The organism is Streptomyces caelestis (assembly GCF_014205255.1).
Taxonomy (GTDB): domain Bacteria; phylum Actinomycetota; class Actinomycetes; order Streptomycetales; family Streptomycetaceae; genus Streptomyces; species Streptomyces caelestis.
This window is the reverse complement of record NZ_JACHNE010000001.1, coordinates 309,478-333,396: the sequence shown is the minus strand read 5'-3', so window position 1 is coordinate 333,396 and position 23,919 is coordinate 309,478. Positions and strand designations below refer to the sequence as shown.

Below are 23,919 nucleotides of genomic sequence, written 5' to 3'. Positions count from 1 at the left end.
TGCTGTGGGGGAGTTGGTGACCATGCTGTCGAAGTTTCCTTACCTTCGGCGGGACTTCCTCGCCTCCGTCGTCGTCTTCCTGGTCGCCGTGCCGCTGTGTGTCGGTGTCGCGGTCGCCTCCGGTGTCCCGGCCGAACTCGGCCTGATCACCGGCATCGTGGGCGGTCTCGTCACCGGTCTCCTGCCCGGCAGCAGCCTCCAGGTGTCCGGGCCCGCCGCCGGCATGACCGTGATCGTCTTCGAGGCGGTCAGCGAGTTCGGCGTGGCCGCGCTCGGTGTGATCGTGCTGATGGCCGGTCTGCTTCAGCTCGCCATGGGCTTTCTGAAGATCGGCCGCTGGTTCCGGGCGATTTCCGTCGCAGTCGTCGAGGGCATGCTCTGCGGTATCGGTCTGGTGATCATCGCCGGGCAGATCTACGCGGCGGCGGGCCTGAAGGCCCCGGGGACCGGCATCGGCAAGATCGCCGGTCTGCCGGGGGCGTTCGCCGACGCCCTGGGCAGCACCGAGGCTCTGATCTCGCTCGCGATCGGCGCGGGCACCATCGCCGTCATCGTGCTGTGGAAGAAGCTGCCGAAGGCCGTGCAGTCCGTGCCGGGCGCCCTGGCGGCGGTGGTCCTGGCCACGGTCGCCACGCTCACCCTCAGCCTGCCGGTCGCCACCGTCGAGGTGGAGGGCCTGCTCGGCGTCATCCAGCCGCCCGGGACCGACGCCCTCGGCCAGCTGGCCGGCCCGGCCATCTGGGGCACGATCATCGCGTTCGCGCTGATCGCCTCGGCGGAGAGCCTGTTCAGCGCGGCGGCCGTGGACCGGCTGCACGACGGTCCGCGCACCCAGTACAACAAGGAGATGATCGCCCAGGGCGCGGGCAACACCGTGTGCGGTCTGCTCGGCGCGCTGCCCATGACCGCGGTGATCGTACGCAGCTCCGCCAATGTCAACGCGGGTGCGAAGACCAAGGCGTCCCGTGTGCTGCACGGGGTGTGGCTGCTGCTGTTCGCCGCCGCGATGCCGTGGGCCCTGGCCCTGATCCCGCTTCCCGCCCTCGCCGGCATCCTGGTGCACGCGGGCTGGAAGCTGATCCCGTTCCGCCAGGTCGCGGCGCTGTGGCGGGCTCACAAGGGCGAGGCGCTGATCCTCGTGGTCACCGCGGTGTCGATCGTCGCCGTGAACATGTTCGAGGGCGTCCTGATCGGTCTGGCCCTGTCGGTCGTCAAGACCGCCTGGGAGGCCTCGCACGTCAGGCTCGAGGTCATAGACAAGGGCGCCGGTCCCATCCAGGTCTACCTGTCGGGCAACGCCACCTTCCTGCGGCTGCCGAAGATCCTCGACAGCCTGGAGGCCCTGCCGCAGGACCGCCCGGTCGAGCTGGACCTCTCGGGTCTGCACCACCTCGACCACGCCTGCCGCACGGCCCTGGAGAGCTGGGCCGAACGCCACAGCGCGACGGGCACGGAACCGGTGAAGGTCACCGAGCCGGTGAAGGCCACATCCGCCGAGAACGCCACGGCGAACACCTGGCAGCGCTGAGCAGCCGAGCGGTGCACACGCTGGTCGTGGTGTCTACGAACTCCTCCGGGATGGCGTCGGCGTCGACCGCGGGCACCTTCGGCAGCAGACGGTGTACGGCCTGCCCGGTGAGGGCCTGGGCGATCTGCCAGGGGCATCAGGGTGGCGACAGTGACGACCAACCAGCCTTGCCGTTGAAGGAGTGGTACGCCAACGGAACCGTGGTCCTGCTGCTCGGAGCACGGCGGCAGGCTGTGGCGCCGCTTGCGATGCTTCCGGGTCCCTCCGGCCGGACCGGGGTGACAGCCTTCGGCACCAGGACCCGCGACGTCCTCGCGGACCAGGTCAGGTGTCGATCTCGGCATTCGCGCGGCGGCCAGCGGAATGGGGACCGTACCAGTCCAAACACAGGACGGTGGCGTCGTCTTCCGGATGGCCGTTGCAGGCGTCGGTGACTGTGGTGGCCAGATTACGCGCGACCTCGCGCGGGTGTTCGGCGGCGGTGTCACGGATGATGCCGGGGAGGTCGACTTTTTCCGCTTGGCGTTCCTGCATGCCGTCGGTGTAGAGCAGGAGGCGGTCACCGGGGCGCAGGTCGAGGTCCTGCACCTGGTAGGGACCCTTGTGCGCGGGGACGCCGAAGGGCAGGTTCACGGCGAGGCGCAGTTCGTCGACCCTGCCGTCGCGCAGCCGTAGGGGCCAGGGGTGGCCTGCGTTGACGAGGTGGGCGCTGGTCCCGTCCAGAGCGATGCGCAGCAATTGGCCGGTGGCGAAAGTGCGTCTGCCGTGGTCGAGGAGGGCCTGGTGGGTCTGGCGGGCCTGTTCGGCCAGGTCCATTCCGGCGCGGCGGGCGCCACGGGAGGCGTTGACCAGGAGGGTGGCCATGAGGGCGGCGTCGACGTCGTGGCCCATGGCGTCGGTGATGGACAGGTGCAGGGTGTCGTGGTCGAGGGAGTAGTCGTAGGTGTCACCGGCGATGTCGGCCGCCGGGACCAGGGCGCCGGCGAGGGTGAACTCGGCGGCCTCGCAGGAAGGGGCCGACGGCAGCAGCTGGCGCTGGATCTCCGCGGCCAGGCTGACCGAGGTGGTGCGGTTGCTCCAGTGGTAGAGGTCGGTGAACCGGCGGTCGGTGACGATGATGTACGCCAGCGCGTGCGCGGCCTTTTCCACCTGCTCCAGCACATCCTGTGTGACCTGGGGAAGGAACAGCTCCAGGACACCGACGGCGTCGCCGCGGTTGGTGACGGGGGCGAGCACCCGCTGCCCGCGCTCGCCCTCCGGCACCTGCACCAGCGCCTGGGCGCGCAGGACCTCGTCGTAGATGCTGTCGTCGAAGGGCACCTGTTCGGCGCGGCGCTCCTGTCGCGTAGCAGCCTCCTCGCTGACCCGCAGCAGGCGCTGGCCGACGACGTCGACGCACAGGAACGACACGTGCCGCGCCCCGAACCGCTCGCGCAGGTTGCGCGCCACGACATCGAGAGAGGCCACCGGTGCGGCTTCCTCCGCCGCTGTCAGCACCTCAGCCAGTCCGATCCGATCGCGTACCACGTCAGCCTCCTTCAGGTTGCCAACTCGCTTTCCCGCCGACGCGACAGGCACAGCACGGCTGTGACGCATGCCTCAGTCTGTACGACGCCGGAACAGGAAGGACCTCCGGAGACGTCACTCTCCTGACCGCACCGCACGCATGATGGGAAGGCTCGGGGGTAAACGGGTCGCAGCACGTTTGAGTACAGGGGAGGGGATGGGTCGGCATGGAGCAGACGGCGGGCGGTGAGGGCGGGCAGTCTCTGGTGGAGAACCTCGTATCGGTGTCGGGGGCGTTCGAGGGAAGCGAGGACATCGCCGTCGCCCGCGATCTGGCCCGCAGCTTCCTCAGCGATGTCCAGGCGGTGCACGGGCTGCCGGTGTCCGGGCGCGCGATGGGCATGGTTCAGCTCGTGGTCAGCGAGCTGGTGACGAACGCCCGCAAGTACGCACCCGGCCCCTGCCTGCTGACGCTGGAAGTCACCGGCGGCTCGGTGAAGGTGACCGTGTGGGACAGCAACCCGACGCCACCGGCGATTCTTGGGCCCGACCCGTTGCGGATCGGCCAGCACGGGCTGGAGATCGTCATGGCGGCCTGCCAGAGCTTCACGGTCCACCGCGAACCCGTGGGCAAGCGGATCACCACAGCGATCGTGCTGGCCGACGATCCCGGCGGGGACGTCACCGGCCGTCGGCTGTAACGGCTTTCGCCGCGCCTGACCCCTTTCCCGCGCCGTCTTCCTGCACGGAGGGCCGGGAACAGGCCCTGGCGACCTTGGAGACCGTCTGCGAGCGCGGTCAGAACCAGTGCAGGCAGTGCGGGGAGCGGTCGGCGCGGAAGAGAGCGTCAGCGAGGGTGGACGCGCCCGGACGGTGGGCCCGGATGTGTCCGGCACGCACGAGCGTGCTCGGGGCAGTGCCGCCGAGGTAGACGGAGCCCAGGTCGCTGATGTCCAGGGACAGGTCGGGCTTCCGGTCCGTCGGAACGCAGTCGGCCTTGCTGTCCCGGATGGTCAGCAGGTAGCGGTCGTGTTCGCCGAGGAACGGGTCGTCGATGTCGAGGACGAGCTCGCCGTCCATGAACCAGCCGCGCGCGGTCAGCGCGCGTGGGACGTCCAGCAGCCGCACCCAGAGCCAGTCCATGTCGCCGCTCACCTCGCCGGCGCGGAAGTCCGCGAGCTGCCAGCGCAGCGGGTGCTCGGGCGGGACGTGCTTGAACACGACCTGAGAGACCAGGTCGTGTCCGAGTACGAACCGGGCCAGGGCCGTGAAGACGGCGTCGTCGGTGGCGATGGTCTCGTCGACCGTCAGGGTGCCGGACTCGGTCGAGTAGCTGGCGTACCCGTCCGGGACGCCGTCGGCGTCCCGGTGAACGGCGACGTAGCGCGGCGCCGGCGAGATGGGGGGCTGCCCCGCACGCAAGGCCCACCACCGGTGGGGCCGGGACAGCGCGCCGGGCTGAGCGCGGCGATACCGGTCGTAGACCTCTTCCAGGATCTCGCCGCACTCGGCCCGACGCAGCACCTCGACCGAGTTGTTGTCCGAGCCGGTTGCTGGTGCCTGGGCCACTTCGCGCGACCGGGGAACTGCGAGGTCGGCCTTGTGGCGCGGCACCGTAAGCTGCGCCGTGTAGGTCGCCGGTCCGTAGCCGAACCTGCCGTAGATCGTGGCCTCAGAGGCCAGCAGCACGGAAAGGAACTCCCCGCGGGCCCGCAGCTCGGTGAGCTGATGCCGCATCATCGCGCTGAGCACGCCCTGGCGCCGGTGCGAGGGCAGGACGCCGACGGCGGTCACCCCGGGGGCCGGGACGAGGGTCTCACCGGGCAGGGTGAGCTCGAAGGAGTGCGTGGCGGCGGTGCCGACGGGCCGCCCGTCCGCCGTCAGGGCGAGCATGCAGCGGTCCATTTCGAGCGCCGACCACCAGAGCCCGCCGCCCTCGATCGGGGTTTCCGGGAAGTGCCCGAACGCGGCATGGACTGTGTCGACGAAGACGTCGAGATCCTCATCGGTCGTGGAACGAATCTCCATTGCCGCCGCTGCCTCCTGGGGATACCGGCACCACGACTCGTGGTGTCTGGCCACAGTGCAGCGTTGACCCGTGGCCAGGGCAAGCGAATTAAGGCCGGGCGGAACCGCCTTCTCAGGAATGCCCGCCACGGGCTTCCGTGAGATGCGCCATGACGTCGTCCAGGTGCACCGTCAAGGAACGCTCGACATTGGTCCAGTCGTCCTTGGCGTGATCGAGGAGGTACTCGCGCCGTTCGGGTGCGCGTTCCGCTCGCCAGTTGGTGAGGAGCGCGCGCAGGGTGAGTCGTGCCAGTGCGGCGACCGGGAGCAGGGGGAGTTCCGTGGCCTTGATCGGCCGTTCCCTCTGGTAACCGGCGGCGAAGGCACAGGCTTCCTGCCAGGGCTGCCCCGGCGTCCTGCCGAGCAGGTTCGCCATGGGGACGGCGGGGTCGAAGATCACCGCACTGCGTACGGTGTCGCCGAAGTCGATGACACCGGTGACGAAGTGATCGCTCTTCGGGTCCACCACCACGTTGTAGGGACTGAAGTCGCCGTGGATCACTTGAGTTTCGAGAGCGCTCAGTTGCGGGACGACGGTTTCCTCGAAGAGCTGGAAGACCGCTCGCGCCAACCGGCGGTGCTCGGGAACCGGCGTGTGCTCGACCAGTTCGGTCAGCTGGTGGAAGTGCTGGATGTCCCATGCCAGACCTCGCCGGTCTGCCGGATGCGTGAACGGCCTGAGCGCCACGTCGATCAGGCCCAGCATCTCGCCCACCTCGGCGAGCCGCTCCGCATCCGGGTTCGTCTGGGCCAGGACCTGGCCTTCGACGAAGTCGAACGCCCTCAGGACCCGAGTCCTGCCGTCCTTCAGCGTGATCGTGACATTGTCGTCTCCGTCGGCGGTCAGCTTCACCCGCTGGACGGGCAAGTGCGAAGCGGTGGTCTCCAGGTAGCGCATCGCGGCGGTTTGGAGATCGACGACCGCCCCCGCCTCGTCGGGTGGTGAGACCTTCACGAGGTAGTTGCTCGAGTCGGTGCTGAGTCTGAACGTGTCGTCCTTCTCGGTCGCTACTCGCTCCAAGCGCCCGCTGAGGTGGTAGTGGTCCTCAAGGAGGATGCTCACCAGCATCACGTCGATGGGCTCGTGGGACGACGTCAGGCCGCTCTCCTCGAGGAGTCGCTGAACATAGTTCGGAGCCGGTGAGGTGTTCACGGTGAGTCCCTTCGGCCGGCCTGTTACAGACGGTTTTTCGCGACCTCGGCGAAGGTCTCCAGGAATCGGCTCACATCGGCGGAGTCGAAGGCCAGCGGCGGACGGATCTTCAGCGTGTTCGCCGACTCGCCCGTGCCGTTGATGAGGATGCGACGATCGCGCATGTCGTTGATGACATCCTCGGTCAGTGCACGGTCGGGCTCCAGGGTCTCCCGGTCCTTGACGATCTCCACGCCGACGAAGAGACCGGCGCCGCGGACTTCTGCGACGTAGGGGGAGTCCTTGGTGATCTCCCGCAGCCCCGCGCGCAGAGCGTTGCCGCTTTCCAGGACGCGCTGCCGCACGTTCTCCTTCTCGAAGACGTCCAGCACCGCGGCGCCGGCGGCCACGGGGATGGAGCTGCCGCCGAAGGTGTTGAAGTAGCGGACGTTCTGTCCGAACTCCTCGCACACCTCGGGGCGGAACACCACACCCGAGATCGGCAGGCCGTTGCCCATCGGCTTGCCCATGGTGACGATGTCCGGCAGCACACCGTGGCGGCTGAAGCCCCACATCGACTCCCCGAGGCGGGCGAATCCCGACTGGACCTCGTCCGCGATGTAGACACCGCCGGCCGCGTGCACCTCTTCCACCATGGCCTGCATGTAGCCGGGAGGGTCGGTGAAGATGCCGTCGCTGCTGTAGGCGCAGTCGGTGATCAGCGCCGCGAGCCGGTGGCCGTGGCGTTCGAGGTCGGCGATCGCACCGCGTACCTGCTGCCGCATGTGCTCGTCCAGCGTGGATCCGGGCGCGACGAGGCGAGGGTCAGGGGCGTCGATGAGCCGGACGTTCGGGCCCAGCGGGGAGCCCGCACCCAGGGTCGGCGAGAAGCTCGCCACCTCACGGGTGATGCCGTGGTAGGCCCAGCGGGTCACGATGATGCCCTCGCCGCCCGTGTGGAACCTCGCCACACGCATTGCGAGGTCGTTCGCCTCCGAGCCGCTGCACGCGATGCTCAGCTTGGACAGTTCCTCGGGGAAGGTCGCGAGAAGCCGCTCCGCGTAGTCGACCAGGGCTTCCTGGACGTAGCGCGTGTTGGTGTTGACGGCCGCCATCTGGCGGGAGACAGCCTCGGCCACGTGCGGGTGGGCGTGCCCGACGCACGGAACGTTGTTGTAGGCGTCGAGATAGTCGTTGCCGTCCCGGTCGATCAAGTGGGCTCCGTGACCGGAGACGAACTCGACCGGCTCCTTGTAGATGAGTGTGTAGCCAGGACCCAGCGCCTTGTGACGGCGCCGGATGGTCTCCTGGAGGTGTCGGGGGAGTTCGCTCAACACCCCGGGGTCGAACCGGTTGGGGTAGTGGGCGATCGCCCGACTCAGCGTGGAAGTCATCTGCAGGCACACCTTTCGTCTTGTTTCTTCGAGGTTGCTCGCTGTTGTGGCTGAGACCATACCATCGCTCGTTCCAGTTCCAACCTGAAACAAAATTCTTTTAAGGTTCCGTTGACCGGTCAGGTGGGCAGGGGCGCCTTCGGGGGGCGAGCCTACGGCGGCGGTCCGCGGTCCCTCGGATTTCTGCCTGTAACGCCTGAATTCAAATCCCGAGCGGGTAGGAACCGTCAGGCAAGGCGGAAGACGTGGGCGAAGACCCCCTCCCGCCCACCCGGGCGAGAGCGATGGACGCACGGGAGCAGCCGCCGGTCACCGCGTCGCAACCCGCGATGATCAGGCCCGAACCGGTCACGGCCCGACCGGTGTACCGGGCTCGCTATGGTCATCACGTGACCACTAACCCCACCTCTCGCGACTACAACAAGGCGTCAGTCCTCGACGTGGTCCTCTCGCACGCGCCCCTGACACGGAACAGGCTCATCGAGCTGACGGGCCTGAGCAAGGCCACGGTGTCCAGAGCGGTGGAGGAGCTCCGGGCCGACGGCTTCGTCGTGGACGGCGGGGTCGACGATGTCACCGGACGCGGCCGCCGGTCCACCTATCTGGACCTGCCCGGCACGACCGGGCACGTGGTCGGGATCAGCTTCGGCGCACAGACCACGGGTGTGCTGGTGACCGACCTGCGGGGCCGCGAGATCCAGCACATGACGGTGCCCACCGCCGACCACCAGGAGGTCACGGACGCCGCGCGGTGGCTGGCCGACCTGATCGCGCAGGCCGCCGGGTCCGCGCAGGGCCCCCTGCGCCAGATCGTCGCCGCCGTGCCCTGCCGGGTCCGTAACGGCACGGAGATCTTCGGCCCCGCCGAGTCGATGAAGATCTTCGCGGGGTCCGACCTCCACCGGGCCATCGAGGACCTGGTCGAGGCGCCCGTGCTTCTCGACAGCGATGCCAACGCGTCTCTGCTCGGGATCCTCACCAACGACGCCACCGTCACCAATGCCGCGCTGTTCAGCGTCAGCACGATACTGAACTTCGCCAGCTGCACGGATCACGAGCTCGCCCGGGGGAGGACGCCCACCTTCGGCGACATCGGTGTGCTCTCCTCCGGGGTCGGTGACGAGATCCTCGACGAGCTGCTGAGTACGCGGGGCCTCCTGCGGTTCGCCCGCAAGCGAGGACTCGACCTTGAGCGGGTGGAGAGCCTCTGGGAGGAGCCGCACGGCGAGGCGCCGCGTGCCGAGGTGCTGGAGGCGTTCACCACGGCGATCGTGACTGCCGTCAGCGTCGTGGCCGTGACGCTGGACCCGGAGTCCGTCTACTTCGTGGGCCGTCTGCGTCCGCTCGTCGACGAGGTGCTTCCCGAGGTGCGCGGACGACTCGAGCGGAGCCTTCCGGCAGTCCCTGAGATCAGGACCGTGCCGCATCTGATCGGTATCTCGACCGCGCAAGGGGCGGTCTACGCGTGTCTGACGATGGCTCAGGAACGGTTGCACGAGGCGGTACTGGGGGCGCGCCGCCAGGGCCAGGCCGCCGAGCAGTCCCCACCGGCCTTCTGAGCCGGCCGTCGGCGGCGACCGGCACCGGGTCACCGGTGAAGGTGCACTCGTGGTAGTGGTGCCTCCGCGTCCGACTCTCGGCCACTTCCTGGGGGGTGTCCGGGCGCGCCCAAGGGGACGCGGACCACGACGATTCCCTGAACTCCGGCATGCGGAGGCGTATCTCGGCGGCGGGAAGTTCGATGCCGGCCAGCGTGTTCGAGGGTACGGGACCTCTGGCGAGCGGGAGATCGGTCAGGTCCCGGGTGTCCTGGGGCAGGCCTGTGTCCAGACGCGATGGCGGCCCGACATGTAGAGCAGGCCGTAGTCCGGCCGACCCGCTTCCGTCGAAGGAAACCGCTGCATGCCACTGAAGGTTGGGGCTGAGCTTGCCAGTCGGGGCAGCGCGCGCGTTCAACCACGGAGGGCGATGCGCCGCCAGCGCTGAGGTACTCGACGAAGGTTGCCCGAACATGCGACGCGCGGTGGAGTGTGGATTGCCGGGCCCGACTCGCTGAACGCAGGTCAGGCCGTAGGCCGGAAGCCCTGAAGCCTGACGGGACAGGTCCTGCTCGCTTCGGATCGATCCCGTACGCACCCCTGTCTGCTCCGCTGCACATTCCTTTGGAAAATGCCAAAGCCTTCACCTGGGACGAGTACTTTCCGTAGTGTCGTGCTCACGTTCGCGGGAACAGCCGTGCAGGGGAGGGGATTCGGCGTGCCCGGAATCGACGAGAGTCTGCTGGAGGCCATGCGGCTGCCCGGTGCGCGAGGGGCGGCGGTGGTCGACTGGATCAGCGGTCTCGCCCTGGGCGCGGTGGGTGACGCACCGGGCGGCGACCTGGAGGCGGCGGCCGCGGAGACCGCCGAACTCGCCCGTCTCGCCGCGGAGAGCGGCGCGCTCGCCCCGGCCGGTGGCGACACGGATGGAGCGTTGAGCAAGGAACCACCCGTGCAGGACCTGATCATCACGAACACCGACTCGTACCACCTGCTCAGGTTCGTCACCACGACCTTCGACAGCACCGTGTTCCTGCACTTATGGCTCGACCGCGGCGAGGGCAACCTCGCCCTGGCCCGCATCCGGCTGGCCGAGATGGCGGACCGACTGGTGCTCGGATGATCACGCCGACCCGCACCGCACGCACGGACGAACCGGCCTCGGCCCTGCTCGGCACCCTCGCCGCACAGGGCGCGAGCGGCGCCCTTTCCACCGAGGCGGGGATCGTCTACCTCGCCGCCGGACACGTGGTCCATGTCGAGTCCGCCCTCGCCCCCGACATCGGCGATCTGCTCACGCACAGCGGCGCGCTCGCCCCGGACGGCTGGTGGGAGGCGATCGACCAGGCCGGCCGCCGTTGCCGCGTCGGCCGTCAGCTGGTGGACAGCGGCCACCTCGCAGTCGGCGCGCTGGAACTGTGTCACCTGGGCGCCCTCTTCGACGCGGCGTACTTCGTCCTCGCCCACGACGGACCCGCGCTCCGCTTCCGCCCCGGAGTCTCGCACTGGCTCGGCGGCGTCCGTGCCGTGCCGGTGGACACCGTCCTGCGCGAGTCGAGACGCCGCCGTGAACTGCTGCACCGCATATGTCCCGAACCCGCCATCGACCTCGCCCCGCTCGCCCGTGTGCCCGGCCCCGACCCAGCGGACCTGCCGGCCCGCCGCGGCCGCGCCCTCGCTCAGGTCGACGGCGTCCGCACCGCCGCACAGATCGCCACCGTCCTCGCCTGCCGCACCTTCCACACCCTCGTCGAACTGCGCCGCCTGGCCGCCGCCGGGCTGGTCGTCCCCAAGGACCCCGCCCCCGCCCCCGTGTCCGCCGAGCCGGGCCCCGCCCCTCGTCCCACGGTCCCGGACGAGCCCGACACCGCACTGCTGCGACGGCTCCTGCACGCCTTGGAGGCACTGTGATCCGCGCGCGACGACAGCGTGCCGAAAGGAGACTGCTCATGGCCGTCGAGACCGACGTCCTCGACGAACTGCGTCGGCTCCGCACCCGCATACCCCGGCTGACCGGTTCGCTCGCGGCCACCGTCGACGGACTCGTCCTCGCCCACGACGTCCCGGACACCGAACCGGAGGGACTCGCGGCGCTCACCGCCGCCGCCCTCGGCGTCGCCCACCGCATGACCGACGCCGCCGCCCGCGGCGACTTCCGCGAGCTGCTGGTGCGCGGCTCCGGGGGCTACGTCGCCACCTACGCGGCCGGGGCGACCGCCGTCCTCACCCTCCTGGCCGAGGACCGCGTCAATGTCGGCCGCCTCCACCTGGAGGGCCGGCGCAGCGGCGCCCGGATCGCGGACCTGGTGACCACGCACGTCGGACCGGGCACCGGCCGCCACGCCGACCGTCCCGCGCCCGCCGACCGTCCCGCGCCCGCCGAACACCTCGCGGCGGCGCCCCCGGCCACGGCCCGCCCCACCCGCCCCATCGGCACCCTCCCGGTACGCACCCCGCAGCGGCCCACCCACCAGCCGCGCCCGCAGACCGGCATCTGACCCCCCGAACCCCCCGAACCCCCCGAACCTCCCGAACCCCCCGAACCTCCCGAACCTCCCGACCGACCGAAGACACACCGAACGAAAGGAACCGTCCGCATGGCCAACACGGAGACCGCGCTGAAGGAGTGCCTGAGCTCCATCGACGGAGCGACGGCCGCAGCACTCGTCGACTACACCAGCGGCATGGCGCTCGGCACCCTCGGCGGCAGCAAGGACTTCAACCTGGAAGTCGCCGCCGCCGGCAACACCGATGTCGTCCGGGCCAAGTTGCGCACCATGGAACTCCTGGGCCTGAAGGAGGAGATAGAGGACATCCTGATCACCCTCAACTCCCAGTACCACCTCATCCGCCTGCTCAGGGGGCGCGGCGGCAGCGGACTGTTCCTGTACCTCGTGCTCGACGCGAGCCGCGCGAACCTGGCGATGGCCCGCCACCAGCTCCGCCGGATCGAGAACGACCTGGAGGTCTGAGCCGCCACGAACTGCGTGGCTGCCTCGACCGCTGGCCGCCGGGCGCGATCACCTGTGTCGCGGAAGCCCGGCGAGCCAGTCGGTCAGGAGCCGGTTGGTCTCCGCGGGGCGTTCCTGCTGGAGGAAGTGTCCGCATCCGTCGAGGATGTGAGAGGCCGTCAGTCCGGGCAGCGTGGCCGGGTGCGCCTCGATCGCGTCGGCCAGCCAGGTCGTGGACGCGTCCAGGCCGCCGCCGATGAACAGTGACGGCTGCGTGACGGGCGCGCCGGCGAAGTCCGCCAGGTCCTGCCAGTCCCGGTCCATGTTCCGGTAGCGGTTCAGGGCGCCGGTCATCCCCGTCCGTTCGAACTCCCCGGCGAACACGTCCAGGTCGGCCTCGCACAGCCAGCGCGGCAGACGGCCGACGGGGAACCGGTCGCGCAGCGTCCCTCCGCGGGCGACGAAATGCGGGTCGGCTTTCTGGCATCGTGCCGGCGGAGAGGGCGGCGTAGAAACCCGCGAGCCAGCCGCGCACGTCGGGCTCGATCTCCGCCTCGGCCCGGCCGGGCCGCTGGAAGTAGGAGACGTAGAACTCCTCCTCGCCGCCCATCCGCGCGAACACCTCACTGGGCCTGGGGCCGCCGGGCGGCGTGTACGGCACGCTCAGCAGCCCCACCGCGCGGAACACGTCGGGCCGGACCAGCGCGGACGTCGCGGCGATCGTCGCACCCCAGTCGTGCCCGACGATCACCGCGGACCGCTCGCCCAACGCCTCCACCACGGCGACGTTGTCCTCCACCAGCTCGGCCATTCGGTACGCGTCCACCGCCGCGGGCCGGGACGAACGCCCGTAGCCGCGGACGTCGACGGCCACCGCGCGGTAGCCCGCGTCGGCCAGGGCCGGCAGCTGATGACGCCACGCGTACCAGGACTCGGGGAACCCGTGCAGCAGCAGGACCAGCGGCCCGTCACCCTGCTCGACGAGGTGGATACGGCCGGCCGGTGAGGGCACGAGGCGGTGCGTGCGGTCGCCGGCGGACGTGCGCGACATGGATCCTCCTGCGGTCCGGAGAAAGGTGCTCGGTCCACCGATCATCCGGCGTCCGCCGCGACGCACGCGAAGCCTGTTGCCGGTTCGGCAAAGGCTCAGCTGTGGAACGTGATGTACCCGTTGCCGTCCTTGTCGGATCCGCTCTTGGTGTACGAGTGCACGTCGGCAGCGCTGCCGGACGGCTTGTACACGTAGATCGTGTCCTTGTCGTTGTTCCACATGAAGTTGCAGTTGTCGCGGTAGACGACGTTCTTCGCGTCGGAGTCGGTCCCGTTGCCGCCGCGCAGCTTCACGTAGTCACCCGGCTGGAGGGTGTGGCTCGCGGTGAAGGTGAACTTGTTCCCCGCGGCGTCCTTGACCACGTAGCCCTTGAGGTTCACGGTCGTCGACCGCGAGTAGTTCTTGATCGTCAGATACTCCTCGTCGGTGTTCCCCGTCGAGCAGCGGTTGGAGTCGCTCCCGGGAGCGTCGTACTGGATCCCGCGGATCTTCAGCGCGGAGTTGTACTCGGCGGCCTGGGCCGGAACCGCCGTCAGGGCGGCCAGGGTTCCGGCAGCGGCGGCCGTGGTGGCGAGAAGGCGTATGCGCATGGACGTTCGTCCCCCCTTGCGTGACCTTCTGGTGAAGGTCATGTGATGGTTTCGTAAAACATGCGGATCGTACACGGTTCAAGCACACATAAGGGCGGGTCCGGTGGCAATGCCACCGGACCCGCCCGCAGGGTGTAAGGGGACGTCAGGCGCCGCTCGCCCGCAGCATGTCCTCACGCTCGACGATCTTCACGCGCGCGCGCCCCTCGGGCTCGCCCAGCGCCTTCTCCGCGGCGTCCAGCCTGTACCAGCCGTCCCAGGTGGTGAAGCGGACGTTCCGCTCGGCGAGGAACGCGTCCACGGCCTCGGGGGCCGGGGTGGCGGGTGTGTGCAGCCGGCCGTTCCCGTAGTCGTCCAGCAGGTTGGCCACCGTCTCGTTGGCGTCGCCCTTGGTGTGGCCGATGAGGCCCACCGGGCCGCGCCGGATCCAGCCGGTGACGTACGTGGACTGAAGGTGCTCGCCGGTCTCCTGCATGACCCGCCCGCCCTCGTCGGGGACGGTGCCGGAGTCGATGTCCCAAGGCAGCTTGGGGAGTTTGTCGGACAGGTAGCCCACCGCGCGGTAGACCGCGCTGACGTCCCAGGTCTTGAACGTGCTGGTGCCCTTGACGTTGCCCGTGCCGTCGAGTTCCGTGCGCTCGGTGCGCAGCCCGACGACCTTGCCGTCCTCGCCGAGTATCTCGACCGGGGACTCGAAGAAGTGCAGGAAGAGCTTGTGGGGCCGGTCGCCGGCGTCGCGGATCGCCCAGTTCTCCAGGGTCTTGGCGACCATGTCGGCCTGCTTGTTGCCGCGCCGGGTCGCGATCGAGCCCTCGTCGTAGTCGATGTCCTCGGGGTCGACGATGACCTCGATGTTGGGGGAGTGGTCCAGCTCCCGCAGCTCCATCGGGCTGAACTTCGCCTGCGCCGGGCCGCGGCGGCCGAACACGTGGATCTCCTTGGCCCGGTTGGCCTTCAGACCCTCGTAGACGTTCGCCGGGATCTCCGTCGGCAGCAGCTCGTCCGCCGTCTTGGCCAGGACTCGCGCGACGTCGAGCGCGACGTTGCCGACGCCGAGCACGGCGACCTTCTCCGCCTCCAGTGGCCAGGTGCGCGGCACGTCCGGGTGACCGTCGTACCAGGACACGAAGTCCGCGGCACCGTACGAGCCGTCGAGCTCGATGCCCGGGATGGACAGCGCCCGGTCGGCCATCGCGCCGGTGGCGAAGATCACGCCGTCGTAGAACGCGCGCAGGTCGTCGAGACCGATGTCGGTGCCGTAGTCCACGTTGCCGAAGAGCCGGATCTGCGGCTTGTCGAGGACCTGGTGCAGGGCGGTGATGATGCCCTTGATCCGCGGGTGGTCGGGGGCGACGCCGTAACGGATCAGTCCGAACGGCGCCGGCATGCGCTCGAAGATGTCGATGGACACGCCGGGTTCGGCGGCCACCTCGGACTTGAGCAGGGCGTCGGCGGCGTAGATCCCGGCGGGGCCGGATCCGACGATGGCTACCCGCAGGGGGCGGGGCATGGTCAGGTTCCCTTCGAGCGGCGACAAGCGATCTCGCCGTGAAGCCTAAACTGAGGCATGCCTAAGTTGGTACGCGGGTCCGGTCTATGAGCTCATAAGGCGACTTTATGACCGTCCGTAGAGGGGCTTATGGCCACGTCGCCCGGCGGCTCGGCGCCGAGGACCGCTCACGGCAACGGCTGCTCGGCCCAGATCACCTTCCCGGCGGGCAGATAGCGCGTCCCCCAGCGCTCGGCGAGCTGCGCGACCAGGAACAGCCCGCGCCCGCCCTCGTCCGTCATCGTCGCGTACCGCAGATGCGGCGATGTGCTGCTGCTGTCGGACACCTCGCAGATCAGGTTGCGGTCGCGCAGTACCCGGACGTGGATCGGGCCGCCGGCGTACCGGAGCGCGTTGGTGACCAGCTCGCTCAAAATCAGCTCCGTGGTGAACGTCAGCTCGTCCAGTCCCCACGCGGCCAGCTGCCGGCTGACCGCCGCCCGCAACTCGCCCACCGCAGCCGGGTCGGCCGCCACCGGCCACTCGGCGACCTGGTCGGCGGCGAGCGCCCGGGTGCGCGCGACGAGCAGGGCGATGTCGTCGCTGGAACGGGCCGTGAGCCGCGAGTCGAGCACCACCCGGCAGGTGTCCTCGGGGGACTGGCCCGCCCGGCTCAGCGCCTCCCGCAGCATGTCAAGACCGACGTCGATGTCCCGCTCCCGGTCCTCGACCAGCCCGTCGGTGTAGAGGACGAGCCGGCTGCCCTCGGCCAGCTCCAGCTCCGCCGTCTCGAACGGCAGACCGCCGAGCCCGAGCGGGGGACCGGCGGGCACGTCCGGGAACTCGACACTGCCGTCGGGATGGATCAGCGCCGGCGGGGGATGCCCGGCCCGTGCGACGGTGCAGCGCCGGGAGACCGGGTCGTACACGGCGTACAGACAGGTCGCGCCGGTGACCGGGGCGCTGCCCTCCTCCTCCGTCTCGTCCTGGTCGATGCGGCCGACCAGCTCGTCCAGCAGGGCGATGAGTTCGTCGGGCGGGAGGTCGAGGGCGGAGAAGTTGTGCACCGCGGTGCGCAGCCGCCCCATGGTGGCCGCGGCGTACAGCCCGTGGCCTACGACGTCCCCGACCACGAGCGCGACCCGGGCCCCGGACAGCGGCAGCACGTCGAACCAGTCGCCGCCCACCCCGGCCTGCGCGGGCAGATAACGGTAGGCGATCTCCAGGGCGTCCTGCTCGGGCAGGTTCCGGGGGAGCAGGCTGCGCTGGAGCGTCACCGCCATGCTGTGCTCGCGGGTGTAGCGGCGCGCGTTGTCGATGGAGACGGCGGCCCGCGCGACCAGCTCCTCCGCCAGGGCCAGCTCGTCCGTGTCGAAGGACTCCGGCTTCTCGTGGCGCCAGAAGCTGACCACGCCCAGCACCAGGGAGCCGGCCCGCAGCGGCACGGTGATCAGGGAGTGGATGCCGTACTCCACTATCTGCGCCGAGCGCTCCAGGTCCTGTGCCTGCCAGCCGGGGGCCTCGCTCAGCCGGGGTTCCAGGACGGGCCGGCCGGTGTCGAGACTGCGGCCCTGCGGAGAGGACTCGACGAACCGGATCCGCTCGCCGACGGGGTAGAGGGGAGCGTCCTTGCGGATCCCGCTGAGCGCCGTACGGCTGAGCGCGGCCGCCGCGTCCGGCTGCCCGCCGCCCAGCACCGCGTCGAACAGGTCGACGGTGGCGAAGTCGGCGAACCGGGGCACTGCCAGCTCGGTCAGCTCCTCGGCCGTGCGGGTCACGTCCAGGCTCGTCCCGATGCCCACCCCGGCGTCGTAGATCATGTTGAGCCGTGCGCGCGCGGTCTCGGCCCGGCCGGAGAGGGCACGCAGCTCGGTGGAGTCGCGCAGCGTGGCGACACTGCCGGGCGGGACGCCCGCACGGTCGGTGGTGCGCTGGTTCACGGCCAGCAGCCGGTCCCCGACGAGATGCACCTCGTCCGTGGCGACCCGCCCCGAGGCCAGCAACTCGGCGATGCCGGGGTCGAGCCGCAGGCCGAGCACGTGCCGGCCCTCGGCGTCGGCGGGCAGCCCGAGCAGACGGTGTGCCTCGTCGTTGGCGAGCAGCAGGGTGCCCCCGTCGTCGACGATGAGCACGCCCTCGCGCACGGCGTGCAGCACGGCGTCGTGGTGTTCGTACATCCGGGTCATCTCGTGCGGCCCGAGCCCGTGGGTCTGGCGCAGCAGCCGCCTGCTCACCAGCGCGGCGCCCGCCGTCGCCAGGACGAGCGCCACCGCGGCGGCGGACAGCACGAGCGGCAGCTGACGGTCGGCGGTGCCACCGACACTGGCGGTGGTGATTCCGGCCGACACCAGGCCGACGACCTGACCGTCCGGAGCCTTCACCGGCACCACGGCCTGCACGAGAGGGCCGATCGTGCCGGTGATCTCCTCGGTCACCGGCCTCCCGGCCAGCGCGGGCGCGAGCGTCCCGACGAACTTCTTCCCGATGCGGTCCGGTTTGGGGTGGGTGTAGCGGATCCCGTCGGTGTTCATCACGACGATGAAGTCGACCTTCGACTGCTCACGGGCGGCCTCGGCACGCGGCTGGAGCACCGCCGTGGGGTCGGGGCTCCCCAGCGCCTCGATGGTGCCCGGCGCGTTGGCGAAGGTCTCCGCGACGGCGAGCGAACGGTTGCGGGCCTCCTGGGTCGTGTCGTGCCGCACTTGCAGGACCAGCGCCACCACGGCCGCCACGACCAGCAGCAGCACGATCACCACGACGAGCAGGAACACCTGTCCGGCGACGCTGCGTCCGCCCAGCACCGACCGCAATCCCGCCACCGGATGCCACCGCGACGGGCCCGCCTCCCGCCGCTGCCGTTCGGACGGCGTCGAGCCGGGCCGCAGGGGCGATCGAGTCCCGGATCGACCCAAGAGTCGCACCATGTGCCATGTCTACACTGCCCGGCCGCGCGAGGCGAGGGGCATCAGCCATGGTGACAGGGGGCCCTCACCGTATCGTCACGTCTCCTGGCGCCCGGGACACGCGTGCACCGCGTCCGGCCCGGGGCGCGCACGGACCGCGGGCCCTCCGGGAAGTCCCGCGGCCTCAGGTGGCCAGGGAGCGGGCGAGCTCGGTGGTGGCCCGGGCGATCTCCGTGTCCTCGTCCGCCATCAGCCGGCCGAGCTCGTCGCGCCGGGCCCGCACGGCCTGGCGCGCCGCACGCTCCCACACCACCGGGTTCTCCCGGCGGTTCATAAGCTTCGGATACACGGCGGCGGTGCTCTCCCACTGCCGGGCCTCGGCGATGCTCTTCAGCAGCCGGATGATCTGGGCGCGGCAGGTCACCTGCGGCAGCTTGGCCAGCTCCCAGAGGAAGGGAACCGTGGCGGCCGTCGCCTGCTCCACGACGAAGCCGAACTGACAAATCCGCTTCCGCAGGTCGGCGAGTGCGGAGCGGGCGGTGTCGGCGTCACCCCAGGCGATGCCGTTCAGCAGGAGGGGAATGGCCGCCGCCGAACCGGTGGAGTCCTGGATGTCACCCCAGGGGACGCGGTCCACGGCCGTGAGCGGCGTGTTCCCGGACACCCCGGACGGGGCGTCGGGGCGCTGTGGGCGCTCGCTGCTCGAGTGTTCCGTCGAAGCGCTGCGCATGGCGTGGGGCCTTTCCGCGGCAGTCGTGTCAGATGGGTGGACTGGTCGACAACCTGGCCCAGACCGTCTTGCCCGCCGGAGGGCAGGGGATCCAGCCCCACTCCTCGGACAAGGCCTCGACGATGCACAGGCCCCTGCCGTGCTCCTCCAGGGCGGAGCCGGCGGGGGAGCGCACGGGCGGGCGGTCGTCGGTGTCGGAGACGGTGACCAGCAGGTGGGTGCGGTCCAGGAGGAATCCGAGCCGGATCTCCGGCGCAGCCGTCGTACCCGGCGCCGCGTGCGTCGCGGCGTTGGCGGCGAGCTCGGTGATGACGAGGGTCGTGTCGTCGCAGCGGTGGGCGAGCGACCAGACACGCAGTGTGTCGCGGGTGAAGCACCGGGCGCGGGCGAACCCCTCCCTGCTGCACTCGACGCGCAGGGCGGCCGAGGCGGACAGGGCAGCGGAGGACTGCGGCATCGTCTCCGGCACCGGGGGCGGAGTCCCGTACGGCGTCGCCTCGTACGACGTCACCGTGGGCCGGCCGGGTGGGAATCCGGTGCTCGTGCCGGGTGCGCCCGCGTATGCCGCAGCCCCGTTCGGCGGCCGGAGCACGTGCTGCGCAGCTGCTGATGACACGGCATCTCCCCGATGCGAGGTCAGGACACGGCGCCAGCACAGGGGTTGACGCCGCAGCTATTATCCACGCTGATGGTGCTCCCGTGCAATTGCACGAGAAATTGCGTGAAAATCAAGCCGTGTTGGGTACGCAAGCCGGGACACCAACGAGAACAGCAAGGAGACCGCGGTGCCACCAGTGCAGAACGGAGTGCAGGCAAGCACGTTGGACGCCTGCTGGATCAAGAGCCGGCACAGTAACGCCGAGGGCAACTGCGTCGAGGTCGCCCCGCTCGTCGACGGCGGGATCGCGATGCGCAACTCCCGTGACCCCGACGGGCCCGCCCTCGTCTACACGGCGGCGGAGGTGGCGGCGTTCCTGGCCGGGGCGAAGGACGGCGAGTTCGACCACCTGCTGTGAAGACTGCATGCTCTGAAGTGCGCATGCCGTGAAGCCCGCATGGTGAAGTGGAGCCCAACTCCCCACTTCGTGGGGCTTCTTCGAGGGATGCGGGGACGCCCAGCGGAGTGCGATAGTGTTAGTCGCCCTTGTGCCGGTCTGCTGGGAGTCAGGATGTCCGCCGCGTCGCATCGCATCTCCCGTCTGGAACCCTACCTGGACAGGCCCGAGCCGGCGCCGACGCTGCTGAAGATGCTGGTCGGTGTGCAGCTGGCAGGCTTCCGTGAGGACGCCAAGCTCGCCCAGGACCAGGCGGCGCGCGCTGTCGGCTTCAGTGCCGCGAAGCTGTCCCGCATCGAGTCCGGCAAGGGCCGCCGCCCGCCGACGGAGAACGACGTCCGCGCGCTGCTCCGGCTGTACGGCACCGACGACTACGAGGCCTCGGTGCTGCTCAAACTGTTGCAGCGCGCCGGCGAGCCGGGCTGGTGGCAGCGGTACGACAAGCGGCTGATGCCCGAGTGGTTCGACCGGCTGGTCGGACTTCAGGAGGCCGCCGCCACCATCCGTACCTTCGAGATCCAGTACGTGCCCGGCCTGTTGCAGACACCCGCCTACACCCGGGCCGTGGTGGAGCGGGGTCTGCCGAACGCGCCGGCCGGTGAGGTGGAGCGGCGTGTCGAACTCCGCCGGCACCGGGCGCGGTTGCTGTCCCGGCCGGACGCCCCGCAGCTGTGGGCGGTCATCGACGAGTCCGTGCTGCTGCGCGTCCTGGGCAGCACCGAGGTGATGCGGGAGCAGCTCGCGCACCTCGTCGAGATGGCCGAACGCCCCAACGTGACGCTGCAGATCGTCCCGCTGAACGTCACGAACGCCTCGGCTCCGGCCATCCCGGTCACCTATCTGCGCTTCGGCGGTCTCGACCTCCCCGACGTGGTCTATCTGGAGCACATCAAGAGCGCGAACTTCCTCGAGGACCTGGACGAGACGGAGGAGTACCGGATCGCGCTGGACCGCCTCGCGGACGAGGCGCTCAGGCCCCGTGACTCCCTGGAGCTGCTGCGTACGACGATGGAGCAGCGCTACTCGTGACGTGCGAGTGCCTCGCGCGGGACGACCTGCGTCCTGCGCGAGGCACCTGAGTCACCTCTGCGTACCCGGGTCACTGCTCCAGGGGAAGCCGCCCCACGCCGCCGAACTCGATCCACTCGTGGCTGAGCTGGCGGGGCGCCACCTCGGTGTCCGGACGCCACGTGGAGACCTCCACCAGCCCCGGCTCCAGGATCTCCAGACCCTCGAAGTAGGCGGCGACGTCCTTCTCCTCGCGCACGCGGCCCCAGTGCCCCTGGGTCGCCTGGTCCATGAAGTTCGTCACGAAGTCACGGACCTCGGGGTCCTCGCTGACCAGCTGGCACATCACCATGAAACTGCCGGGCGCGAGCCGCTCCCGCACCCGGCGGGCCACCGCGAGCGGCCCGTCGGTGTCGCTGTCCGGGATGCAGTGGAACACCGAGTTGAAGAGGACGCACACCGGCTCGGAGAAGTCGATCAGCCGCTTGGTGTCGGGGTGGTCGAAGATCAGGTCGGTCTCGCGCATGTCCGCGTGGATGACGCTCGTGCGCTCGTCCTGCTCCAGCAGCGCACGGCCGTGGACCAGCACCATCGGGTCGTTGTCGACGTACACCACGTGGGTCGTGGGGTCGATGCGCTGGGCGACCTGGTGCACGTTGTCCTGCGTCGGCAGGCCTGATCCGTGGTCGACGTACTGCCGGATGCCGTACTCCTCGGAGAGGGTCCGCACGACCCGCTGGAGGAAGCGCCGGTTGTTCAGCGCGAGGCGGCGCGTGCTGGGCACGACCTTGTCGAGTTCCTCGCACGCGGCACGGTCGGCCGCGTAGTTGTCCTTGCCGCCCAGGTAGTAGTCGTACATGCGCGCCGCCGTCGGCACGTTCGCGTCGATCTCGGTGGACAACTGCTTCTCGGAGTTCATCGTTCCCCCTGCGTGGTGCCGCGCCAATGGACGGGCTGGACGGGAAGTACATCTTAGGGAGCGGGAGTTGGGGGCTGCCAGTCCAGTGGCGAAGGTGCCCGCGATCGAACGACCGGATGATCGTCCCGCGACGCGGTGTGCGCCCTGTGCCACTCTCGTGTACTCGGTGTCACCGCAGGCTTCGGTGGTCACGGTGCGGTACTCGCCGGCAGTCCGCCTCGCTGCCGCACTCCAACGGCGACGCGATGGACGGCCGGCAGGCCAACGCCTCTGCGGAGCGGCTCACCAAGCCCCTGGTCCGTGAGAACGGCCGGCTGGTGGAGTCCGACTGGCACACCGCCATGGACCGGACACGCCGGCCGTCCTGGCGCGCGCCGGCATCGGCACCAACCACCTGGACGGCAACACCCGCCCTGTGAACGGCGACCGCCGCCGAGGCGCTCAAGGAGACCTTCGGCTGCGACGGGCAGCCCGGCGGCTCAACGCGCTGCTGCACGAGATCATCCGCGCCGGGCGCGTCGACTGGGGAGATGCTCGCCCAGGCGGCGCAGGCCACCCTGGACGAGCGGCTCCTGGCGCTGGTCACCGACTGCCACCCGCAGACGCTCCGGCAGCTCCGCTGGTCCAACACCATGATCAGGGCCCTGGCACCGCAGCTCCTGACCGGGCCGTCAGCGCGGCTGTGAGGCGATCAGGGCCCGGTACCAGTGGTAGCTGTCCTTCGGAGTCCGCTGCTGCGTGGCGTAGTCGACGCGGACGATCCCGAAGCGCTTGTCGTAGCCGAAGGCCCACTCGAAGTTGTCGAGGAGGGACCACACGTAGTAGCCGCGGACGTCCACGCCGGCGTCCATGGCGGCTCGCAGCGCGGTGAGATGGTCGCGCAGGTAGGCGACCCGGTAGCTGTCGTGGACGGCGCCGTCGGGGCTCACCTCGTCGTCCTCCGCTGAGCCGTTCTCGGTGATGTGGAGGGGCGGCAGGGCGGCGCCGTACCGCTCCTTGAGCCCCACGAGCAGATCGGTGAAGGTGTGGGGTGCCACGGCCCAGCCCATGGCGGTGCGCCGCACGCCGGGCATGGGCACCTCCGCGTACCGGTTGTCGGTTGCCACCCGCTTCGCCGGGTCGCTCTCGCGGTACGGGGCGTCGGCCACGACGGTCGGCCGGTAGTAGTTGATGCCGAGGAAGTCCAGCGGCTGGGAGATCAGCTCCAGGTCGCCGTCCCGCCGGAAGTCCTGGCCGGTGATCAGCTCGCCCCAGGTGTCCTCCTCGGTGGCCGGGTAGCGGCCCGCCAGGATCGGCTCGGTCCACACCAGGTTGTGCTGCGTGTCGGCACGGGGGACGGCCGCCCGGTCGGCGGGGGAGTCGGTGGCGGGGAGGTTGTGGTCGAGGTTGAGGGTGATGCCCACCTCGCGTACGCCGGCCGCCCGCAACGCCCGCACGGCCAGGCCGTGCCCGACCAGCAGGTGATGGGCGGCGGCCAGCGCGCCCCGGCCCTCGCGGGCGCCCGGGGCGTGCCGGCCGACGGAGTAGCCGAGGAAGGCGCTGCACCACGGCTCGTTGAGGGTGATCCAGCGCGGCACCCGGTCGCCCAGGTGCCCGGCGACGACGGCCGCGTACTCGGCGAACCGCTCGGCGGTCTCCCGCACTCGCCAGCCGCCACCGTCCTCCAGGGCCTGCGGCAGATCCCAGTGGTAGAGCGTGGCGGCGGGCTCGATGCCGGCCGCCAGCAGTTCGTCGACCAGCCGCGCGTAGAAGTCCAGCCCCTTGGGGTTCACCGGGCCGGAGCGGTCCGGGACGATGCGTGGCCAGGCGATCGAGAACCGGTAGGAGTCCACCCCCAGTTCCCGTAGCAGTGCCACGTCCTGCGGATAGCGGTGGTAGTGGTCGCAGGCGACGTCACCGGTGTCGCCGTTCGCCACCAGGCCTGGGGTGTGGCTGTAGGTGTCCCAGATGGACGGTCCGCGTCCGTCCTCGTGCGCCGCCCCCTCGATCTGGTACGAGGCGGTCGCGGCCCCGAACACGAAGCCGGGTGGAAAGCTCGGGAAGTCAGTCATGTTCTCA

General features: G+C 70.2%; 21 protein-coding genes and 2 pseudogenes. 11 read left to right on the top strand and 12 right to left on the bottom strand.

The genetic code is table 11. The features are described 5' to 3' along the window. Window positions 1-22 precede the first annotated feature (22 nt). Window positions 23-1,528: a SulP family inorganic anion transporter gene (locus HDA41_RS01515; RefSeq protein ID WP_184979894.1), complete on the top strand. Its 1,506-nt coding sequence runs from the start codon at window positions 23-25 to the stop codon at window positions 1,526-1,528. Between the two features lie 324 nt (window positions 1,529-1,852). Here HDA41_RS01515 and HDA41_RS01510 read toward each other — a convergent pair whose 3' ends face one another. Beyond that, entirely contained in the window at window positions 1,853-3,055 is a 1,203-nt protein-coding gene (locus HDA41_RS01510; protein WP_184979893.1) for a PP2C family protein-serine/threonine phosphatase, read from the bottom strand. A gap of 206 nt (window positions 3,056-3,261) precedes the next feature. Between HDA41_RS01510 and HDA41_RS01505 the strand changes: the two genes are divergently transcribed. Further along, a complete protein-coding gene (locus HDA41_RS01505) occupies window positions 3,262-3,735 on the top strand; it encodes an ATP-binding protein (RefSeq protein WP_184979892.1) in 474 nt (157 codons plus the stop codon). Between the two features lie 97 nt (window positions 3,736-3,832). On the opposite strand, the gene HDA41_RS01500 is transcribed toward HDA41_RS01505, so the two are convergent. From HDA41_RS01500 to HDA41_RS01490, 3 genes are all read right to left on the bottom strand, one after another. Beyond that, complete coding sequence (locus HDA41_RS01500) at window positions 3,833-5,062, bottom strand: GNAT family N-acetyltransferase (RefSeq protein WP_184979891.1); 1,230 nt, start codon at window positions 5,060-5,062, stop codon at window positions 3,833-3,835. A 112-nt stretch (window positions 5,063-5,174) separates the two neighbouring features. Beyond that, window positions 5,175-6,254: a phosphotransferase gene (locus HDA41_RS01495; protein WP_230299762.1), complete on the bottom strand. Its 1,080-nt coding sequence runs from the start codon at window positions 6,252-6,254 to the stop codon at window positions 5,175-5,177. Between the two features lie 23 nt (window positions 6,255-6,277). Next, window positions 6,278-7,627, bottom strand: a complete 1,350-nt coding sequence (locus HDA41_RS01490; RefSeq protein ID WP_184979890.1) for an aspartate aminotransferase family protein — start codon at window positions 7,625-7,627, stop codon at window positions 6,278-6,280. A gap of 389 nt (window positions 7,628-8,016) precedes the next feature. Between HDA41_RS01490 and HDA41_RS01485 the strand changes: the two genes are divergently transcribed. From HDA41_RS01485 to HDA41_RS01465, 5 genes are all read left to right on the top strand, one after another. Beyond that, on the top strand, window positions 8,017-9,186 hold the full coding sequence (locus tag HDA41_RS01485) for an ROK family transcriptional regulator (RefSeq protein ID WP_184979889.1): 1,170 nt from the start codon (window positions 8,017-8,019) through the stop codon (window positions 9,184-9,186). 697 nt (window positions 9,187-9,883) lie between these two features. Further along, a complete protein-coding gene (locus HDA41_RS01480) occupies window positions 9,884-10,288 on the top strand; it encodes a hypothetical protein (protein WP_184979888.1) in 405 nt (134 codons plus the stop codon). After that, window positions 10,285-11,076: a hypothetical protein gene (locus HDA41_RS01475; protein ID WP_184979887.1), complete on the top strand. Its 792-nt coding sequence runs from the start codon at window positions 10,285-10,287 to the stop codon at window positions 11,074-11,076. Before HDA41_RS01480 ends, HDA41_RS01475 begins: the two co-directional genes overlap by 4 nt. Before the next feature lie 38 nt (window positions 11,077-11,114). After that, the gene (locus tag HDA41_RS01470) at window positions 11,115-11,663 is read left to right on the top strand and encodes a roadblock/LC7 domain-containing protein (RefSeq protein ID WP_184979886.1); all 549 of its coding nucleotides are present in this window, start codon (window positions 11,115-11,117) and stop codon (window positions 11,661-11,663) included. A gap of 99 nt (window positions 11,664-11,762) precedes the next feature. Then, window positions 11,763-12,137, top strand: coding sequence for a hypothetical protein (locus HDA41_RS01465; protein WP_184979883.1), 375 nt, complete (start codon window positions 11,763-11,765; stop codon window positions 12,135-12,137). 48 nt (window positions 12,138-12,185) lie between these two features. On the opposite strand, the pseudogene HDA41_RS01460 reads toward HDA41_RS01465, so the two are convergent. The 6 genes and pseudogenes from HDA41_RS01460 to HDA41_RS01435 form a co-directional block, all read right to left on the bottom strand. Next, window positions 12,186-13,167: pseudogene (locus tag HDA41_RS01460) on the bottom strand (alpha/beta fold hydrolase). A 95-nt stretch (window positions 13,168-13,262) separates the two neighbouring features. After that, window positions 13,263-13,757 carry a lamin tail domain-containing protein gene (locus HDA41_RS01455; protein WP_184979881.1) on the bottom strand — a complete coding sequence of 165 codons (495 nt, stop codon included), beginning with the start codon at window positions 13,755-13,757 and terminating at the stop codon, window positions 13,263-13,265. Window positions 13,758-13,902: 145 nt separating this feature from the next. Further along, complete coding sequence (locus HDA41_RS01450) at window positions 13,903-15,267, bottom strand: FAD-dependent oxidoreductase (RefSeq protein ID WP_184979879.1); 1,365 nt, start codon at window positions 15,265-15,267, stop codon at window positions 13,903-13,905. Window positions 15,268-15,434: 167 nt separating this feature from the next. Further along, entirely contained in the window at window positions 15,435-18,170 is a 2,736-nt protein-coding gene (locus HDA41_RS01445; protein ID WP_184979877.1) for a SpoIIE family protein phosphatase, read from the bottom strand. A gap of 163 nt (window positions 18,171-18,333) precedes the next feature. After that, entirely contained in the window at window positions 18,334-18,879 is a 546-nt protein-coding gene (locus HDA41_RS01440; protein WP_184979875.1) for a hypothetical protein, read from the bottom strand. Window positions 18,880-18,907: 28 nt separating this feature from the next. Then, window positions 18,908-19,495: an ATP-binding protein gene (locus tag HDA41_RS01435; protein WP_376706760.1), complete on the bottom strand. Its 588-nt coding sequence runs from the start codon at window positions 19,493-19,495 to the stop codon at window positions 18,908-18,910. Window positions 19,496-19,664: 169 nt separating this feature from the next. On the opposite strand from HDA41_RS01435, the gene HDA41_RS01430 reads away from it, so the two are divergent. Both HDA41_RS01430 and HDA41_RS01425 read left to right on the top strand, forming a co-directional pair. Continuing rightward, on the top strand, window positions 19,665-19,895 hold the full coding sequence (locus tag HDA41_RS01430) for a DUF397 domain-containing protein (RefSeq protein WP_184586619.1): 231 nt from the start codon (window positions 19,665-19,667) through the stop codon (window positions 19,893-19,895). A 153-nt stretch (window positions 19,896-20,048) separates the two neighbouring features. Further along, complete coding sequence (locus HDA41_RS01425) at window positions 20,049-20,963, top strand: helix-turn-helix domain-containing protein (RefSeq protein ID WP_184979873.1); 915 nt, start codon at window positions 20,049-20,051, stop codon at window positions 20,961-20,963. Between the two features lie 70 nt (window positions 20,964-21,033). Here HDA41_RS01425 and HDA41_RS01420 read toward each other — a convergent pair whose 3' ends face one another. Further along, complete coding sequence (locus HDA41_RS01420) at window positions 21,034-21,861, bottom strand: SAM-dependent methyltransferase (RefSeq protein ID WP_184979871.1); 828 nt, start codon at window positions 21,859-21,861, stop codon at window positions 21,034-21,036. 209 nt (window positions 21,862-22,070) lie between these two features. Here HDA41_RS01420 and HDA41_RS01415 point away from each other — a divergent pair. Both HDA41_RS01415 and HDA41_RS01410 read left to right on the top strand, forming a co-directional pair. After that, window positions 22,071-22,337, top strand: a pseudogene (locus HDA41_RS01415) (nitrate reductase); the annotation flags it as partial. Window positions 22,338-22,391: 54 nt separating this feature from the next. Beyond that, on the top strand, window positions 22,392-22,547 hold the full coding sequence (locus HDA41_RS01410; protein WP_184979869.1) for a hypothetical protein: 156 nt from the start codon (window positions 22,392-22,394) through the stop codon (window positions 22,545-22,547). Here HDA41_RS01410 and HDA41_RS01405 read toward each other — a convergent pair. After that, window positions 22,533-23,912: a GH1 family beta-glucosidase gene (locus HDA41_RS01405; protein WP_184979867.1), complete on the bottom strand. Its 1,380-nt coding sequence runs from the start codon at window positions 23,910-23,912 to the stop codon at window positions 22,533-22,535. The genes HDA41_RS01410 and HDA41_RS01405 overlap by 15 nt on opposite strands. Window positions 23,913-23,919 lie beyond the last annotated feature (7 nt).

What these genes read in the sequence shown, in the direction of transcription:
- HDA41_RS01515 (WP_184979894.1), top strand. Translation starts at nt 23, where the DNA reads ATGCTGTCGAAGTTTCCTTACCTTCGGCGGGACTTCCTCGCCTCCGTC.
- HDA41_RS01505 (WP_184979892.1), top strand. Translation starts at nt 3,262, where the DNA reads ATGGAGCAGACGGCGGGCGGTGAGGGCGGGCAGTCTCTGGTGGAGAAC.
- HDA41_RS01500 (WP_184979891.1), bottom strand. Translation starts at nt 5,062, where the DNA reads ATGGAGATTCGTTCCACGACCGATGAGGATCTCGACGTCTTCGTCGAC.
- HDA41_RS01490 (WP_184979890.1), bottom strand. Translation starts at nt 7,627, where the DNA reads ATGACTTCCACGCTGAGTCGGGCGATCGCCCACTACCCCAACCGGTTC.
- HDA41_RS01475 (WP_184979887.1), top strand. Translation starts at nt 10,285, where the DNA reads ATGATCACGCCGACCCGCACCGCACGCACGGACGAACCGGCCTCGGCC.
- HDA41_RS01470 (WP_184979886.1), top strand. Translation starts at nt 11,115, where the DNA reads ATGGCCGTCGAGACCGACGTCCTCGACGAACTGCGTCGGCTCCGCACC.
- HDA41_RS01465 (WP_184979883.1), top strand. Translation starts at nt 11,763, where the DNA reads ATGGCCAACACGGAGACCGCGCTGAAGGAGTGCCTGAGCTCCATCGAC.
- HDA41_RS01455 (WP_184979881.1), bottom strand. Translation starts at nt 13,757, where the DNA reads ATGCGCATACGCCTTCTCGCCACCACGGCCGCCGCTGCCGGAACCCTG.
- HDA41_RS01450 (WP_184979879.1), bottom strand. Translation starts at nt 15,267, where the DNA reads ATGCCCCGCCCCCTGCGGGTAGCCATCGTCGGATCCGGCCCCGCCGGG.
- HDA41_RS01445 (WP_184979877.1), bottom strand. Translation starts at nt 18,170, where the DNA reads ATGGTGCGACTCTTGGGTCGATCCGGGACTCGATCGCCCCTGCGGCCC.
- HDA41_RS01440 (WP_184979875.1), bottom strand. Translation starts at nt 18,879, where the DNA reads ATGCGCAGCGCTTCGACGGAACACTCGAGCAGCGAGCGCCCACAGCGC.
- HDA41_RS01425 (WP_184979873.1), top strand. Translation starts at nt 20,049, where the DNA reads ATGTCCGCCGCGTCGCATCGCATCTCCCGTCTGGAACCCTACCTGGAC.
- HDA41_RS01420 (WP_184979871.1), bottom strand. Translation starts at nt 21,861, where the DNA reads ATGAACTCCGAGAAGCAGTTGTCCACCGAGATCGACGCGAACGTGCCG.
- HDA41_RS01410 (WP_184979869.1), top strand. Translation starts at nt 22,392, where the DNA reads ATGCTCGCCCAGGCGGCGCAGGCCACCCTGGACGAGCGGCTCCTGGCG.
- HDA41_RS01405 (WP_184979867.1), bottom strand. Translation starts at nt 23,912, where the DNA reads ATGACTGACTTCCCGAGCTTTCCACCCGGCTTCGTGTTCGGGGCCGCG.